This window comes from uncultured Maricaulis sp., assembly GCF_947259345.1.
Classification (GTDB): Bacteria; Pseudomonadota; Alphaproteobacteria; order Caulobacterales; family Maricaulaceae; genus Maricaulis.
In genome coordinates this window covers 54,718-68,835 of the sequence record NZ_CAMYLS010000002.1, presented here as the reverse complement: position 1 = coordinate 68,835, position 14,118 = coordinate 54,718, and the positions used below count along the sequence as shown (strand labels likewise).

Below are 14,118 nucleotides of genomic sequence, written 5' to 3'. Positions count from 1 at the left end.
TGTGCGAGGTGCCCCCGGCGCCACCTACACAAATTCCATAGCAAGGCACCGGCAAGGCACCTCGCACCCCTCTACGGCCCACACCGCCAGGCGAAATCGTCATGGCGCGAATGGGCGCGTCACCCTTTCCGTCAACAGATATGAGGTGAAGCCATGTCAGCTCGCCGCCCTGCCCGCGTTGGGGTTTTCCGATCTGGCGCTCACGCGCCTTTCAATCCGGGCGGGGCGGTTGCTGACTCAAGTCTGTGCTGAGCGGGGGACAGGTATAATTAACGCGCCGCCCGGTCGCGCCCGGCACATCCGAGGCGCGTTAATTATACCTGTCCCCATTATTTCAGGTCTGGCCGGTCTTGATGCGGACATCAGCGGGCGGCGGTTTGTAGGCCTCGAAAGCGTCCAGAAGCTTGGTCGGACGGTCGGCGACGATCAGCGCGCCACGATGCTCCGGCGCGAGGAAGCCCTGTTCCGTCATCTTGTCGAGGAAGGCGACCAGCTCGTCATAATAGCCATTGACGTTGAGCAGGCCGACCGGATGGCGGTGCTGACCGAGCTGGGCCCAGGTCCAGATCTCGAACATCTCTTCCATCGTGCCAATGCCGCCGGGCATGGCGATAAAGCCCTCCGACAACTGCTCCATCTTGGCCTTGCGGGCATGCATGGATTTGACGACATGCAGCGTCGTCAGCTCCATGTGGGCGATTTCCTTGAGGGCGAGAAATTCCGGAATCACGCCGACAACCCGTCCACCCGCGGCCAGGGTCGCGTCGGCGATACGGCCCATCAAACCCACACGTCCACCGCCATAGACGAGCTCGATACCGCGTAGCGCCATGATCTGGCCAAGCCGGTCAGCCACTTCGAGAAAGGCTGGATCCTGGCCCGCATTGGAGCCGCAATACACGCAGATGGACTTCATTTTGGACCCGTTGGTCTTGGAAAGGCGGCAGGCTGTCGTATCCTGCGTCAAACCGGTTTGGAGACAAGCATGAAACAGGTCGCGATCCTGATAGTCGCGCTGCTGGCGGCGGGCAAGATGCTTGCGCCCGCGGCGGCACAGATTGACGCGCCCGTCGTGCTGCCTGCCGAGGTCTGCCGTGGCTATTTCTTCGTGCCGGTCACGCTGGAAGTTCGCGACGGGGAAATGGAATCGGACCGGACGCTCTGGTTCCTCTACGACACGGGCGCCGCATCGAGTTATGTCGATCCGGACAGTATCGAACGCGTCTCCGGGCGACGGCTGGACAGCGGGGTTCGCGCCAATTTCGGGACCACGACCACGGGCCCGCTGCGCCTGACCGGTCTGCGGGCCCGGGTCCGTGATCTTGATCATCTCTCCATCGCCCTGGGTCGCGAGATTGATGGCATTCTGGAGTTCGACGCTTTCGAGGACGTCCTTTTGACGCTCGATTATGCCGCTGGCGAAATGCGGGTGGTGAACGGGGAATTGCCGAGCCCGAACGGCGAAACGGTGTTCCGGGCCAACGGGCCGGATATTCGCCCCTGGATCCAGGTCCGTTTTCCCGGTCGCGGCACACGTCGCCTCCTGATCGACAGCGGCGCCGCGCTCAGCCCCATCATCCTGCGCGATATCGAACGCTATGACACGGTGGTGCCGCCGCGCGCCACCGGCGCCGCCGTACGATTTTCGGAGATTGAACGTCGATCGTCGGCCCGGCTCAACACCAATGCCATGATCGGACCGAATGTCCTGGTCCAGCCGGTCATCCAGTCAACGCCCGGCACCGAAATCCTGGGCGGTCAGGCGCTGCGCCATTTCAACTGGACCTTCGATCAGCGCAATGAACGGGTTCTCATTGAGCGCAATGCGCCGGAGGTCCCGATCACCTTTGAACCGCTGGTCACCCATGGCCTGGTCCTGGTGCCGGAAAATGACGGCATGCGCGTGGCCGCGGTGATTGCCAATTCACCGGCTTTCGACGCAGGCGTAGAGATCGGCGACTTCATCACACATTTCAATGGCGCGGAGATGCGCGAGCGGTCCTGCGACCTGGACACCGGGCCGCCGGAAACTCTCGATCTGGATCTGATCCGGGACGGCGAAGCGCTGGCGCTGACGCTGAACCTCTATCCGCTGGTCGACTAGGCCTTGGCCAGATGCGCGCCCATCGCCCGGATTGCGGCGATGATGCGGGCCGGGTCGGCGGCCAGGAGGCGTTCGCCGACCGTGATCTCGAGCGCCGGCACCGGGTCGCACTCGAAATGCCAGAAGCGATTGCCCAGCCAGACGCCGGTCGCCTCCGCCGCCGCGTCACGGGCCGCCTCGGCGGTCGCCACATCGCAATCGAGACGGACATGCATCATGTTCACAGGCGGTGTTTGCGGCGTGATCGTCAGCCCTTTCACCGCACCGACACCGGCCGCGATCTCGCGGGCCCGGGCCACAAAAGCGGGCATCTTGTCGAGCCGTTCCTCGAGCACGCGCAAGGCGTCCGGCACCATCGGCCAGGCCGAGACCAGGCGTCCGCCCATACGCGCCAGCCAGAGCCGCGCCTCGGCCACGAAGTCGTCCTCACCGGCCAGAATGGCCCCGCCGGACGCGCCCAGATCCTTGTAGAAAGACGCATAGACCGAGGCGAAACCATCGCAGATTTCCGGCCAGTCATGACCGGGCCAGGCCGAGGGCAGGCTCCAGATGCGGGCGCCATCCATGTGAAGCGCCTGACCGAGCTCGGCAGCGCGCGCCTTGACCGCGACCAGCGTCTCCCAGTCCGGCACGGCGCCGCCATTATGCCGTTGCGGCAGCTCGACAAACGTACAACCCGCGCGTTCCGGCAGGTCATCGGGCCGCATCGCGCGCGACCAGTCTCCGCACATCACCGGTTCCAGCCCGTGCAGATGGATGTGACCGTCTTCTTCATGCAGGGCGAGGTGTGAGGTCGGGTGAAGGCCCAGGCGTGTGTCGCCGGCCGCGGCGCAATGGATCCGCGCCGCAACGCCCTGGGCCATGGTACCCGACGGGAACCAGACCGCCGCCGGTTTGCCGAACAATTCGGCAATGCGCGATTCCAGACGACCGACGCTGTCGCCGGTCAGATAGGCTTCCTCACCCAGGTTTGCCCGCCGCATGAAGGCCGCCACCCGCTCCAGGCGGTCAGCGGGCTCGCCATCATTGTGGAAGGGAAAGCCGAGATCGAGATCGCAGCGCGCTTTCAACGCCGCATTCATTCCGCGGCACTGGCCGTCAAACTGGCAAGCGTGCTCGCACTCCAGCCGACTGATACGACAGTACCGGCCTCGATAACAGGACGTTTGATGAGGGTCGGATGAGCAATCAGCACACCGGCCGGGTCATCCTCGGCGATGGCGCGATCCTCGTCCGACATGTTGCGCCAGGTCGTCGAGCGCGTATTGACCAGCGCCTTGGCGCCGACTGCATCGAGCCAGTCGGGAACCTTGACGACCCGGTCCACCTCCTCGCGGATATCGACAAAGCGATGAGCCAGGCCGGCTTCATCCAGAGCTTTCATGGCCTTCTTGCAGCTATCGCAATTCTTCAGGCCATAAACCGTCAATCCTGCCACGAAACTCTCCCCATACGCTTTCAATTCTGACTACTCGGCGGCTTCAATCCTGTCACGATCAGCCCGCAGCTCGGCGGCGCGGGCTTCGACCATTTCCACGATATGCTCGACCATTTCCTCATTGGAGACATTGTGGTCGGGCCGACCAGAGACATACATCTTGCCACGCCCCGCCCCGCCGCCGGTGAAGCCCAGATCGGTCATCAAGGCTTCGCCGGGTCCGTTGACCACGCAGCCGATGATCGACAGCGAGATCGGTTCGGAAATATGCGCCAGCCGGCTCTCCAGCGTCTCGACCGTACGGATCACGTCGAAGCCCTGACGGGCACAGGACGGGCAGGCGATGATATTGACGCCCCGGGTCCGCAGGCCCAGTGATTTGAGAATGTCGAAGCCGACCTTCACCTCTTCCTCCGGCTCGGCGGAGAGCGAGACACGGATCGTGTCGCCAATCCCGGCCCACAGGAGCGAACCGATCCCGATGGAGGATTTGACCGTGCCGATCCGTGTCCCGCCCGCCTCGGTCACGCCGAGATGGAGCGGTGCATCCGTGGCCTCGGACAGGGCCTGATAGGCCGCGACAGTCAGGAAGGCGTCCGACGCCTTCACCGAAATCTTGTAGTCGCGGAAATCGAGGTCATCGAGGATACGGGCATGATCGAGGGCGCTTTCCACCATCGCCTCGGGACAGGGCTCACCGTATTTCTCCAGCAGATGGCGTTCCAGCGAACCGGCATTGACCCCGATGCGGATGGCACAGCCGTGATCACGCGCCGCCTGGACGACATCCTTCACCCGCTCCATCGAGCCGATATTGCCCGGATTGATCCGCAGGCAGGCCGCCCCGGCCTCGGCCGCTTCGATGCCGCGCTTGTAGTGGAAATGGATATCCGCGATCAGCGGCACATTCGCCGCTTTGGCAATCGTCCTGAAAGCCGCGGTCGAGTCCTCATCCGGGCAGGAAACGCGGACCAGATCAACGCCCGCCTCTTCACAGCGCCGGATCTGGTCAATCGTCGCGCCGGCATCAGAGGTGGGTGTATTGGTCATGGTCTGGACGCTGATCGGGGCATCGCCGCCGACCTCGAGCGGTCCGACCTTGATGGTGCGGCTCTTGCGGCGCTCGATCATCCGCCAGGGACGGACCGAGCGCGGATCAGCGCTGGATTGTGACATCAACACTCTCCCTTGTCGGATACGTCGCGGGGCGACGATCCGGGACCTGTGCTGGATATAGCGTCATTGTGCCCGGCATGCGACCGGGGGTGCGGCATTTTACTGCGGCTGGCGACTGCGACGGACTGCCACGCAGCCCGGGGCGGCGTGCCTGTTATTGAGGTTGTATGTCCGCAGTATCGGCCTCGGCCATGACCGGCAGGTTTTCAACCGCCATACCGGCATCACCCAGCAAGCCAACAGCTTCGCCATCGCGCATTAATTCGATCGCTCCGGCATTGGCGGCCGAAACCGTCAGGCCCGGCTCGAGCGCCCTGTAGACCTCGCCGACAGCGAGTTCACGCGAGAACAGGATACGGCCGGAGGCATCGCGCACTTCCAGCCAGGTCGGCAAGACCGCTCGCATCACGACCTGCCCGGATGCGGCCGCCGCTTCGCCGAGCGGCAAGCCGGACCAGATTTCATCAACGCTGACGGCCACGCGCCCGGTCTCGAAATCCGGCCGCGCCCAGTCCGGCGCGGCGTCCGGCGGAGACGGCATGTTGGTCAAGGCCGAGCCACCCGCGAATTCCTCGGAATACCACCAGGCGGCACCCGCAACGGCAGCGAGGATAAGGAGCGCCCCGAAAGCCCCGCGCGGCAGTTTGATCGGATCCCGCGTCTTGGCAGCGGCGCTGGGCTGTGCGCGCCCGGTTTCGGTATCCACTTCGCGCTTGAACTGGTCGACCACGCCGCCGGCATCGAGGCTGAGAAAATTGGCGTAGGTACGCAAATAGCCGATGGCATAAGCCCGGGCCGGCAGGCCGCGCGGGTCCATGGTTTCCAGGGCTTCGAGATAATCGGCACGCACGCGGGTACGTTCGGCAGCCTGTTGCAGGGTCAGATTGAGTTTGTGCCGGGCGTCTCGGAGGCGTTCGCCAGCCGACAGGTGTACGTATCCAACACCGTCGTCGGAATAGACTGCATCAACGGGCACGAAGTCCGCACTGGGCGTCTGACTCACCATCACCATACCGCCGCTCATCCTTGCCGGAGCGATCGTCACTCACAAACGCGTCTGGAAAGAATTTCCTTAACGCTTTCTTATAAGATCAAATCCCTCGTCCACTTTCAATGGCCTCGCGAGGCAATCCGGCATTTTCTCCCGCCTCGATGAGGAGGGGACGCAGACTGTCCACGGGTTGTTGAAGGTGGTTCGCAAGCCAGGTGCCAAGTTTTCCAGCATCCAGTCCGGACACCAGTTTCTTGATCGGGCCGATATTGCCCGAGGCCATGGAAAGACTTTGATAACCAAGCCCGATCAGCACAGCAGCCTCCAGCGGCTTGGCGGCAATTTCACCACAAACAGAGATCGGCGTATCGTGTTTCGCACACAGATCGCGGACATGTTTGAGCAGGTCCAGGGCAGCCGGAGCGAGCACATCGTATCGTTCCGATACACGCGTATTCTGGCGATCTGCGGCGTAGAAATACTGCATCAGGTCATTCGCACCGACCGATACGAAATCGACGTCGTCGATCGCGTGCTGCAGCGCCCAGGCCATGCCCGGCGTTTCCAGCATGATACCGCATCGCACGTCTGACGGCATTTCATGCCCGGCCTGACGGGCATGACGCAACTCGCGGTCGAGCATTTCACGCGCCGCTCGCGCCTCCCAGGGCGCGGCAATCATCGGAAACATGACGTTGAGCGGGCGCCCGGCCGCGGCCAGGATCAACGCGCGCAATTGGTAGCGAAGCAGGCCGGGGCGATCGAGGCCCATCCGGATCGCGCGCCAGCCCAGTGCCGGATTGGGCTCGATGGTCGATGGCGCGAACGGCGCGACCTTGTCACCGCCAAGATCGAGCGTGCGGAAAATGACCGGCTTGTCGCCCGCCGCATCCAGCACTGATTTGTAGACTGTGGCCTGGGCTGACAGCCGCGGCAGGGTCTCGGCGACCATGAATTGGAATTCGGTGCGAAAAAGGCCAACCCCGTCAGCGCCGGTTTCCTCCAGAGCGGTCAGCTCGATCAGGAGACCGGCATTCATGTGCAGGCCGATCCGCTGACCGTCAGCGGTGACTGACGGACCCCGCAATTCGGCATAGGACTGCCGCCGCTCGGACAAGGCCGCGACGCGGACTTCATAGGTCTCGACAACATCGGGCTGTGGCCGGATATGCAGGATACCGAACTCACCATCCAGGATCACCGGATCTCCGTTTTCCGCCCGGTCCAGCGCACCTTCGAGGCGCCCAACAAGGGGAATGCCCAGCGCCTTGGCGACGATGGCCGCGTGGGACGAGGCCGAGCCTTCTTCCAGGGCGATGCCCTTCAGCTTCGTACGGTCAAAATCGAGCAGTTCGGCCGGGCCGATATTGCGCGCGATGATGATCGCATTATCAGGCAATTCCAGCGCCGCCCCGCTGCCATCGAGATGACGCAAAAGTCGATTGGCCAGGTCCTCGAGATCATGCAGGCGCTCGCGGAAGAGCGGATCGGACGCCTTCATCAAGCGGGCCCGGTTCTCGTTCCGCACCCGTTCAACCGCGGCTTCCGCCGTCAGGCCGCGGCGGACGGCTTCAAGCAGGCGCTCCAGCCAACCGCGATCATGCGCGAACATGCGATAGGCTTGCAGCACATCACGGGTCGGGCCACCAAAGGGCACCCGTCCGCCTTCGAGCATTTCGTCGATCGATGCGCGCAGCGAATTGATGGCCGCATCCAGACGCTCTTCCTCACGCGACGGATCGTCGGCGATCAGGCGGGTCGATTCAACATGTGGCTCGAACAGGACGGCAACGCCACTGGCCACCCCACCGGAATAGGCCCCGCCCTGGAAGCGTTCCGGACGCGACTGGCGCACATCCAGCCCCGCCATTTCCTCGGAATCGACAATGTCACCGGAGGCGACAATCTCGGCCAGAACCATGGCCACGGTTTGCAGAGTCTCGATCTCGTCCCCGGCGACCTGGCGCTCGACCGAGGTCTGGGCGGTGAGGACACCGACCATGCGGCCACCGCGCAGGATGGGCACCCCGACAAATGTGTCGAAGGGCTCCTCCCCGGTTTCCGGCTTGTAGGAGAAGGCCGCGTGGGCCCGCGCATTCGACGTTGCCAGCGGTCGCGCCCGACGTGCCACCAGGCCGACCAGGCCCTCGCCCGGTCGCAGGCGGACCGTGTGCACCGCCTCGCGCTTGAGGCCGAAGGTGGCACAAAGCTCCAGCGCATTGGACGGACGGGCGAGATAGATCGAGCAGACGTCCCAACCCGCCTCTTCCGCGATCATGGCGGTGAGGTGATCAAGGCGCGCCTGGGCATTCTCCTGCACCGCCATGAGCTGGCGCATACGCTTGAGAAGGTTGCGCGGATCGCGAGCCGGTTTGGTCGTCATGTCTTCCATGCCTACACCTGATCCAATCCATACGCCGCGTGCAAGGCCCGGACTGCGCGTTCCACGGCATCATTCTCGATCAAGGCCGAAATCTTGATCTCGGAGGTGGCGAGGACCTTCACAGCGATGTCTTGCTCGCCCAGCACCGCAAACAGGGAGCGGGCGACATCGGCACGCTGACGCAGGCCGGCGCCGACCACGGAAACCTTCGCCAGACCGGTCTCGGCCGAGACGCGCACACCTTCGACGGCGTTCTCGAGCACGGCCTGGGCGCGATCGAGGTCGCGATGCGCGACCGAGAACTCGAGCGTGACCATGCCGGGCTGGCGGGCATGGGCCTGAACGATCATGTCAACACCGACATCCGCCTCGGCGAGGCGCGCGAAACACCGCGCCGCCATATCAGAGCGGTTGGAGGCGCCGTGCAGCGCGATCCGGGCCTGGTCACGGGCATAGGCGACACCGGACACCAGCCGCCGCTCGGCAATATCGCTTTCAGCGACGACATCCGTGCCAAGGCTGTCGCCGGAATTCAGGAAGGAGGATAGCACGCGCATCGGCACCGCGCGCGCCTTGGCAAATTCGACCGAGCGTGTCTGCAGGACCTTGGCGCCCTGGGCCGCCAGTTCCAGCATCTCGTCATGACTGATCGCATCGAGACGTTTCGCGCCGGGTTCGATGCGGGGGTCGGTTGTATAGACCCCGTCGACATCGGTGTAGATATCACACCGCGCCTTCAAGGCTGCCGCGACTGCCGCGGCTGACAGGTCCGTCCCGCCCCGCCCCAGCGTGCGCACGTCACCCGCCTCGGTAATGCCCTGGAAGCCGGCCACTACCGGGATGATTCCCGCCTCGATGGCCGCCTCGAGGACCGTCGCATCCATGCCGGCAATACGTGAGGCGCCGGGCGGACCGTCGGTGATCACCGGCAGTTGCCAGCCGAGAAAGGATTGGGCATTCAGGCCGCACTCGCGCAGGGCCAGCGCCATCAGGGCGGAGGAAACCTGCTCGCCCGCGGCCAGGGCCACATCGGCCTCGCGATCCCCCAGACCGGATCCAAAAGCATCGGCGAGGCCGAGAATACGGTCGGTTTCGCCGGCCATGGCCGAGACCACAACCGTCATCACCTCGCCCTTCGCGGCGGCGGCGGCCACCAGGCCGGCCGCATGCCGGATACGCTCGACCGACCCGACCGAGGTGCCACCAAATTTCGCCACGACACGCGTCATGCCATCTGTCCCTCGCGCTTCCCCAACAAGTCCGCTGCGACCATAACGTCGCACCGGGCTCGATTAGACGCACCGACAGGGCCATATTAAGGCTCAAGCGGGGCGCCGCGCTGGCGGTTAGGTAAGCGCGAAGCGCACCGCACGCAACGCCTGAACGCAATCAGACGCGGATTCACCCGCGAGGAGAAACGCATGACCAGCGCCGCCGCGCCCGACACGCTGAACCGGCCCTCGATCGACCCGGAAGAGGTCGAGAAATTCTCCCGTATCGCCGCCGAATGGTGGGACCCGGACAGCAAGTTCAAGCCCCTGCACAAGTTCAACCCGATCCGGCTCGGCTTTATTCGCGACACGATCTGTCAGCATTTCGGCCTCACCGGCGACACGCCGCTGGCAGGCCTGCGCATTCTCGATATCGGCTGCGGCGGCGGCCTGGTTTGCGAGCCCATGGCGCGGCTGGGAGCGAGCGTGACCGGCGTCGACGCGGCCGAAGCCAATGTGAAGACGGCCAGCGTCCATGCCGGCGAGCAAGGTCTCGACATCGACTATCGCCACGGTGTCGCCGAGCAATTGATCGAGAATGGCGAAGCGCCTTTCGATGTCGTGCTCAATCTGGAAGTCATGGAGCATGTCGCCAACCCGCACACCTTCCTGGTTGATTGCGCCAGCCTGGTGAAGCCGGGCGGGCTGATGATCTGTGCCACCATCAACCGGACCTCGAAAGCCTTCGCACTGGCCATTGTCGGCGCGGAATGGGTGATGGGCTGGCTGCCCAAGGGCACGCACCGCTTCCACAAACTGGTCAAACCGACCCAGATCCGCGCCGCGCTCAAGGAAGGCGGAATGAGCCTGCAGCCACCGGTCGGCGTCAGCTACAACCCGCTCACCGACCAGTTCTCGCTCGGCGAGGACACAGCGGTGAACTACATGATGGTGGCGGAGAAGCCGGCAGGCTGACTCAAGCGACGGCGGCCGCTTACAGTCCCGTCGCCGCACACATGTCCCGGCCAGGAAGTGCGGTTCTCGCCGGGTTCAGGTGAGACATTTCAGCGCGCGCACTTTGACGACCGGTCTGTAACGGCCTTGATTGGGCTGAAAACACGGGTGACCAGGACAGTGAAGCCTTTGTCACCGGTTTGGCCGTCACATGCTGTTACCGTCAAAGTTTTTAAGGTTTTGGAAAACTCCCGTTTATCAAATTGCGGGCCTGTAACGAACCTGAAGAGCGCCCCATGACCGCAATCCCGCAAACCGCCGCAGCCTCAACCGACGCGTCCGCCGACCTGCTTGACCGCCTGTTGAATTTTCTCGAGCCGACACCGGTGTCGGAACAGGATGCAGCGGATGCTTGGTCAGGCCTTGAAGGTGAGCTCCCGGCCATCCTTGACGATTTCTATGCTGCACTGGACCGCGACCGCGACCTGCGTGCGATCTATGGCGATCGCCACGATCAGACCAAATCCCTGCAGGCGCGCCAAACAGCGCACTGGAAAGCCCTGATGACCCAGAGACCGGGCATAGCCTTCCAGGGTCGCTCCATCCGGATCGCCGAAGCCCACGTGCGGATCGGTCTACCCTCGCATTGGAATATTGCCGCCTATGGACGTGTCCTCGCCGGCGCCATCCCGAGCCTTTTCGCCAAGCATCGGCGCAACCCGCGCAAAGCGGAACGCCTTGTGACCGCCCTGGTATCGCGCGCCTTTCTCGACATTTGTGCGGCCCAGGAAGGGTATGAGAACGGGATCCGCCGCCGCGTCGAGGAGTCTCGAGAGCGCGACAATCATCTTCACAGCTTGCGCAGCGTCGCCGAGACCATCGCCTCAATCAATGAACTGACGCTCAATATGGCGGTCATGCAGTCGGCGACAGACGAGGCCAGCACCAACAGCCAGTCCATCTCGGCCGCCGCGGAGGAATTGCTGACTTCGGTCGAGCAGATTGCGGAGAACTCGAACGCAGCGACAGCCCGGGCCAATGACACCAATGCCTCGGTGTCCGAGAGCATTGACGCGATGGACAGCGTTGCCGCGTCGATCACAGAGATTGCCCGGACGGCGGAAACCAGCACCCAGAGCCTGTCTGAACTGAACGCGGCGTCGGAGCAGATCAGCGGCTTCCTGGCCGTGATCCAGACAATCGCGGACCAGACGAACCTCCTTGCCCTCAACGCCACCATCGAGGCCGCCCGCGCCGGTGAAGCCGGCAAGGGCTTCGCGGTCGTTGCCTCGGAAGTGAAGAGCCTCGCCAATCAGGCGGCGAAGGCGACGGAGGATATTTCAAGTCGGATTTCTGCGCTCAAGAACGGCATGCAGATCATCGAATCGAGCCTGACCGAGTCCCGCGACGCGGTCGAACGGGGACAAACCACCATTGCCGGCGCAAATACCCTGATCCGCTCGGTTGGCGACCAGGTGTCCGATGTCTCCACACGCATGCAGGAGATCTCGTCAATCCTGACCCAGCAGACCGAAACCACCGCGGAGATTTCCTCGAATATCACCGGCGTCGCCGACCACGCTTCCCAGAATCAGGAAAGCCTGGCGCAGATGAATGCATCCCTGCAGCAGAGCAATGACAACTTTCTCGCCAATGCGCGCGACTGGTTCCGATCCGACTCACACCGCTCTCTCGTCCAAATGGCCAAGATTGACCATGTCATGTTCAAAAAGCGGATTCTGGACATTCTGTCCGGCCGCGCCGAAGGCAGCGCCGCGGATCTGCCGGATCACCATGGATGCAGACTCGGGAAATGGCATGATGGCATCCAGATTCCCGAGATCCGCAATCACCCTGCCTTCAACAGCCTCGTCGCGCCTCACCAGGACGTGCACGCCATCGGCAAGCGCATCCTGGAAGCGCAAGCCGCTGGCGAGCACCGCCGCGCCTTTGCGATGCTCGGGGACCTCGACAAGGCCAGCCGGGACGTCCTGGCGGGGCTCGATGCGCTGGCCAACGCGCTCGATTCCGAACTCTCGCTTGCCGATGCCCGCTCCCATGTACGCCGACCCGTCCCGAATGAAGCGGCCCATACCCGCCGCGAGCTAGGGTCTTCCAGCGTCCGTGTCCGGGATATCTCCACCGGTGGCCTGGGCGTGACCGGTGATCAGGTGGGCGAGCTAGGAGAAACCGTACAGGTTGAATACCAGGGCCAGGTCGTGCTGGGCGAAATTGCCTGGAAGCGGGATGGCCAAGCCGGCATTCGCCTGTTGAAAGGGACACTCGACCAAGCGTCGGCCGGCAAAGGAAATTGAGCGGTCAGTTCGCCTTTTTCGGCGGGGTCGGCGCGAAGGCATCGGGCAGCGGCGTGACCGGTACGCCGTCTTCGCTGAGGGCTTTTGTGTCGTTGAGACTGGCTTCGCCATAGATCAGGCGCGCGGGCTTGTCGCCGTCATGGATGGCGCGGGCTTCGCGGGCGAAATCATCTCCGACATAGTCGTAATTCTTGCGAATATGCGCCTTCACCTTGTTCGCCATCTCGGCCATTTGATGCGCGGCGCTGGCTTCGCGCTTGCGCGATGTCGCCACGGCCGGCGCGGCCAGCGCCTTGCGAACCTGCATCGACCCACAATGCGGGCATTCGACCAATCCGCGAGCCGCCTGATCGTCAAAGCCGTCAGAATTCGAGAACCAGGCCTCGAACTCATGGTCGGCATCACACAGGAGCGAATAGCGGATCATCTGGGTGGTCGTCTCTCAGCCGGCGTCACAGCGGGCCCGTCAATGCCCGGTCATGCTCCAGCGCCGGCACACGACGGCGGGCCTCGGCGACCTTGCGCAGATCGAGCGAGGCCCGCAGCAGGCCGGGATTGTCGTGATCGAGCTCGGCAATGGTCTCGCCCCACGGGCCGATGATGATGGAATGCCCCCAGGTCTTGCGGCCATCGGCATGGAGCCCGCCCTGGGCCGGTGCGAGGACAAAACTCCCCGTCTCGATCGCCCGGGCCCTCAAGAGCACGTCCCAATGGGCGCGGCCGGTCGGCCTGGTGAAGGCGGCGGGGACGGTCAGGATCTGCGCGCCTGCCTGGGCCAAACGCCGATAGAGATAGGCGAAGCGGATATCATAGCAGATTGACAGGCCGAGCCGGGCCCCGTCGACATCCTGTACCACCAACCGGTCGCCGCCCTCGTAATTATCGCTCTCGCGATAGGTCTCGCCCTGGCCCAGCCCGACATCGAACATGTGCGCCTTGTCATAGGTCGTGGCGATCTCGCCAGCGGGTGAGAAGAGATAGCTGCGATTGGCGGCCCGGCGCTCGGCAATGCGCACGGCGAGCGACCCGATCAGGAGCCAGATGCCCAATTCCTTCGCCAGGGCGGCGAAGACCGGTATGGCCGGGTCGGTCTCCGGCGTGCACATGACGGCGAAGGCCGCATCGGCATCCTTCTGGACCAGATGGGTGGTTTCGGGCGTGGCAATAAAGGTCGCACCATCGGCAGCGGCCGCACGGATCAACGCGCTGGCCGTGGCCACATTCTCGGTCGGGTCGATGCCCGAGCGCATCTGGACGAGGGCGACTTCCATGCCGGATCAGGCCTTGAGCAAGGCGTCGAGCTTGTTGCCACGCTCGAGCGCCATCAGGTCGTCGCAGCCACCGACATGCATGTCGCCGATGAAAATCTGCGGGAAGGTGCGACCGCCGTTCGAACGCTGGATCATTTCCTGGCGCTTGGACTGGTCAAAGCCGGCATCGATCTCGTCAAAGGTGACGCCCTTCTGCTTCAACAGCGAAACCGCGCGCGAGCAATAGCCACACATGGGGCGGGTATAGATGGTTATGTCAGCCATGAATCACTCCA

13 protein-coding genes are annotated in these 14,118 nt (G+C 63.8%); 3 read left to right on the top strand and 10 right to left on the bottom strand.

Annotation, left to right across the window (positions count from 1 at the left end):
- Positions 1-334: 334 nt before the first annotated feature.
- Positions 335-916 carry a TIGR00730 family Rossman fold protein gene (locus tag Q0X62_RS00915; protein ID WP_297730618.1) on the bottom strand — a complete coding sequence of 194 codons (582 nt, stop codon included), beginning with the start codon at positions 914-916 and terminating at the stop codon, positions 335-337.
- Between the two features lie 69 nt (positions 917-985).
- On the opposite strand from Q0X62_RS00915, the gene Q0X62_RS00910 reads away from it, so the two are divergent.
- Positions 986-2,104: a PDZ domain-containing protein gene (locus tag Q0X62_RS00910; protein ID WP_297730616.1), complete on the top strand. Its 1,119-nt coding sequence runs from the start codon at positions 986-988 to the stop codon at positions 2,102-2,104.
- Here the strand turns inward: Q0X62_RS00910 and Q0X62_RS00905 are convergent.
- The 6 genes from Q0X62_RS00905 to Q0X62_RS00880 all read right to left on the bottom strand — a co-directional run bounded on the left by Q0X62_RS00905 (position 2,101) and on the right by Q0X62_RS00880 (position 9,321).
- A complete protein-coding gene (locus tag Q0X62_RS00905) occupies positions 2,101-3,174 on the bottom strand; it encodes a low specificity L-threonine aldolase (RefSeq protein WP_297730614.1) in 1,074 nt (357 codons plus the stop codon). The genes Q0X62_RS00910 and Q0X62_RS00905 overlap by 4 nt on opposite strands.
- 8 nt (positions 3,175-3,182) lie before the next feature.
- Positions 3,183-3,542 carry an ArsC/Spx/MgsR family protein gene (locus Q0X62_RS00900; protein WP_297730612.1) on the bottom strand — a complete coding sequence of 120 codons (360 nt, stop codon included), beginning with the start codon at positions 3,540-3,542 and terminating at the stop codon, positions 3,183-3,185.
- 30 nt (positions 3,543-3,572) lie between these two features.
- Complete coding sequence (gene ispG, locus Q0X62_RS00895; protein WP_297730610.1) at positions 3,573-4,718, bottom strand: flavodoxin-dependent (E)-4-hydroxy-3-methylbut-2-enyl-diphosphate synthase; 1,146 nt, start codon at positions 4,716-4,718, stop codon at positions 3,573-3,575.
- Between the two features lie 154 nt (positions 4,719-4,872).
- Positions 4,873-5,730 carry a RodZ domain-containing protein gene (locus Q0X62_RS00890; protein ID WP_297730608.1) on the bottom strand — a complete coding sequence of 286 codons (858 nt, stop codon included), beginning with the start codon at positions 5,728-5,730 and terminating at the stop codon, positions 4,873-4,875.
- 79 nt (positions 5,731-5,809) lie between these two features.
- A complete protein-coding gene (gene ptsP / locus Q0X62_RS00885; protein WP_297730606.1) occupies positions 5,810-8,101 on the bottom strand; it encodes a phosphoenolpyruvate--protein phosphotransferase in 2,292 nt (763 codons plus the stop codon).
- Between the two features lie 2 nt (positions 8,102-8,103).
- Complete coding sequence (locus Q0X62_RS00880) at positions 8,104-9,321, bottom strand: aspartate kinase (protein WP_297730604.1); 1,218 nt, start codon at positions 9,319-9,321, stop codon at positions 8,104-8,106.
- Positions 9,322-9,513: 192 nt separating this feature from the next.
- Here Q0X62_RS00880 and ubiG point away from each other — a divergent pair, with 192 nt between their 5' ends.
- Both ubiG and Q0X62_RS00870 read left to right on the top strand, forming a co-directional pair.
- Entirely contained in the window at positions 9,514-10,278 is a 765-nt protein-coding gene (gene ubiG, locus Q0X62_RS00875) for a bifunctional 2-polyprenyl-6-hydroxyphenol methylase/3-demethylubiquinol 3-O-methyltransferase UbiG (protein ID WP_297730602.1), read from the top strand.
- A gap of 275 nt (positions 10,279-10,553) precedes the next feature.
- Positions 10,554-12,572: a methyl-accepting chemotaxis protein gene (locus tag Q0X62_RS00870; protein ID WP_297730600.1), complete on the top strand. Its 2,019-nt coding sequence runs from the start codon at positions 10,554-10,556 to the stop codon at positions 12,570-12,572.
- A 4-nt stretch (positions 12,573-12,576) separates the two neighbouring features.
- On the opposite strand, the gene Q0X62_RS00865 is transcribed toward Q0X62_RS00870, so the two are convergent.
- From Q0X62_RS00865 to grxC, 3 genes are read right to left on the bottom strand one after another with little or no spacing between them, the layout of a single operon-like run.
- The gene (locus tag Q0X62_RS00865; RefSeq protein WP_297730598.1) at positions 12,577-12,999 is read right to left on the bottom strand and encodes a DUF1178 family protein; all 423 of its coding nucleotides are present in this window, start codon (positions 12,997-12,999) and stop codon (positions 12,577-12,579) included.
- 25 nt (positions 13,000-13,024) lie between these two features.
- A complete protein-coding gene (locus Q0X62_RS00860; RefSeq protein ID WP_297730596.1) occupies positions 13,025-13,843 on the bottom strand; it encodes a carbon-nitrogen hydrolase family protein in 819 nt (272 codons plus the stop codon).
- 6 nt (positions 13,844-13,849) lie between these two features.
- Entirely contained in the window at positions 13,850-14,107 is a 258-nt protein-coding gene (grxC, locus tag Q0X62_RS00855; RefSeq protein ID WP_297730594.1) for a glutaredoxin 3, read from the bottom strand.
- Between the last annotated feature and the right edge of the window lie 11 nt (positions 14,108-14,118).

Bases quoted from the DNA above. Each gene is read 5' to 3' on its own strand.
- Q0X62_RS00915 (WP_297730618.1), bottom strand. From the start codon at position 916: ATGAAGTCCATCTGCGTGTATTGCGGCTCCAATGCGGGCCAGGATCCA.
- Q0X62_RS00910 (WP_297730616.1), top strand. From the start codon at position 986: ATGAAACAGGTCGCGATCCTGATAGTCGCGCTGCTGGCGGCGGGCAAG.
- ispG (WP_297730610.1), bottom strand. From the start codon at position 4,718: ATGTCACAATCCAGCGCTGATCCGCGCTCGGTCCGTCCCTGGCGGATG.
- Q0X62_RS00890 (WP_297730608.1), bottom strand. From the start codon at position 5,730: ATGGTGATGGTGAGTCAGACGCCCAGTGCGGACTTCGTGCCCGTTGAT.
- ptsP (WP_297730606.1), bottom strand. From the start codon at position 8,101: ATGGAAGACATGACGACCAAACCGGCTCGCGATCCGCGCAACCTTCTC.
- Q0X62_RS00880 (WP_297730604.1), bottom strand. From the start codon at position 9,321: ATGACGCGTGTCGTGGCGAAATTTGGTGGCACCTCGGTCGGGTCGGTC.
- ubiG (WP_297730602.1), top strand. From the start codon at position 9,514: ATGACCAGCGCCGCCGCGCCCGACACGCTGAACCGGCCCTCGATCGAC.
- Q0X62_RS00870 (WP_297730600.1), top strand. From the start codon at position 10,554: ATGACCGCAATCCCGCAAACCGCCGCAGCCTCAACCGACGCGTCCGCC.
- Q0X62_RS00865 (WP_297730598.1), bottom strand. From the start codon at position 12,999: ATGATCCGCTATTCGCTCCTGTGTGATGCCGACCATGAGTTCGAGGCC.
- Q0X62_RS00860 (WP_297730596.1), bottom strand. From the start codon at position 13,843: ATGGAAGTCGCCCTCGTCCAGATGCGCTCGGGCATCGACCCGACCGAG.
- grxC (WP_297730594.1), bottom strand. From the start codon at position 14,107: ATGGCTGACATAACCATCTATACCCGCCCCATGTGTGGCTATTGCTCG.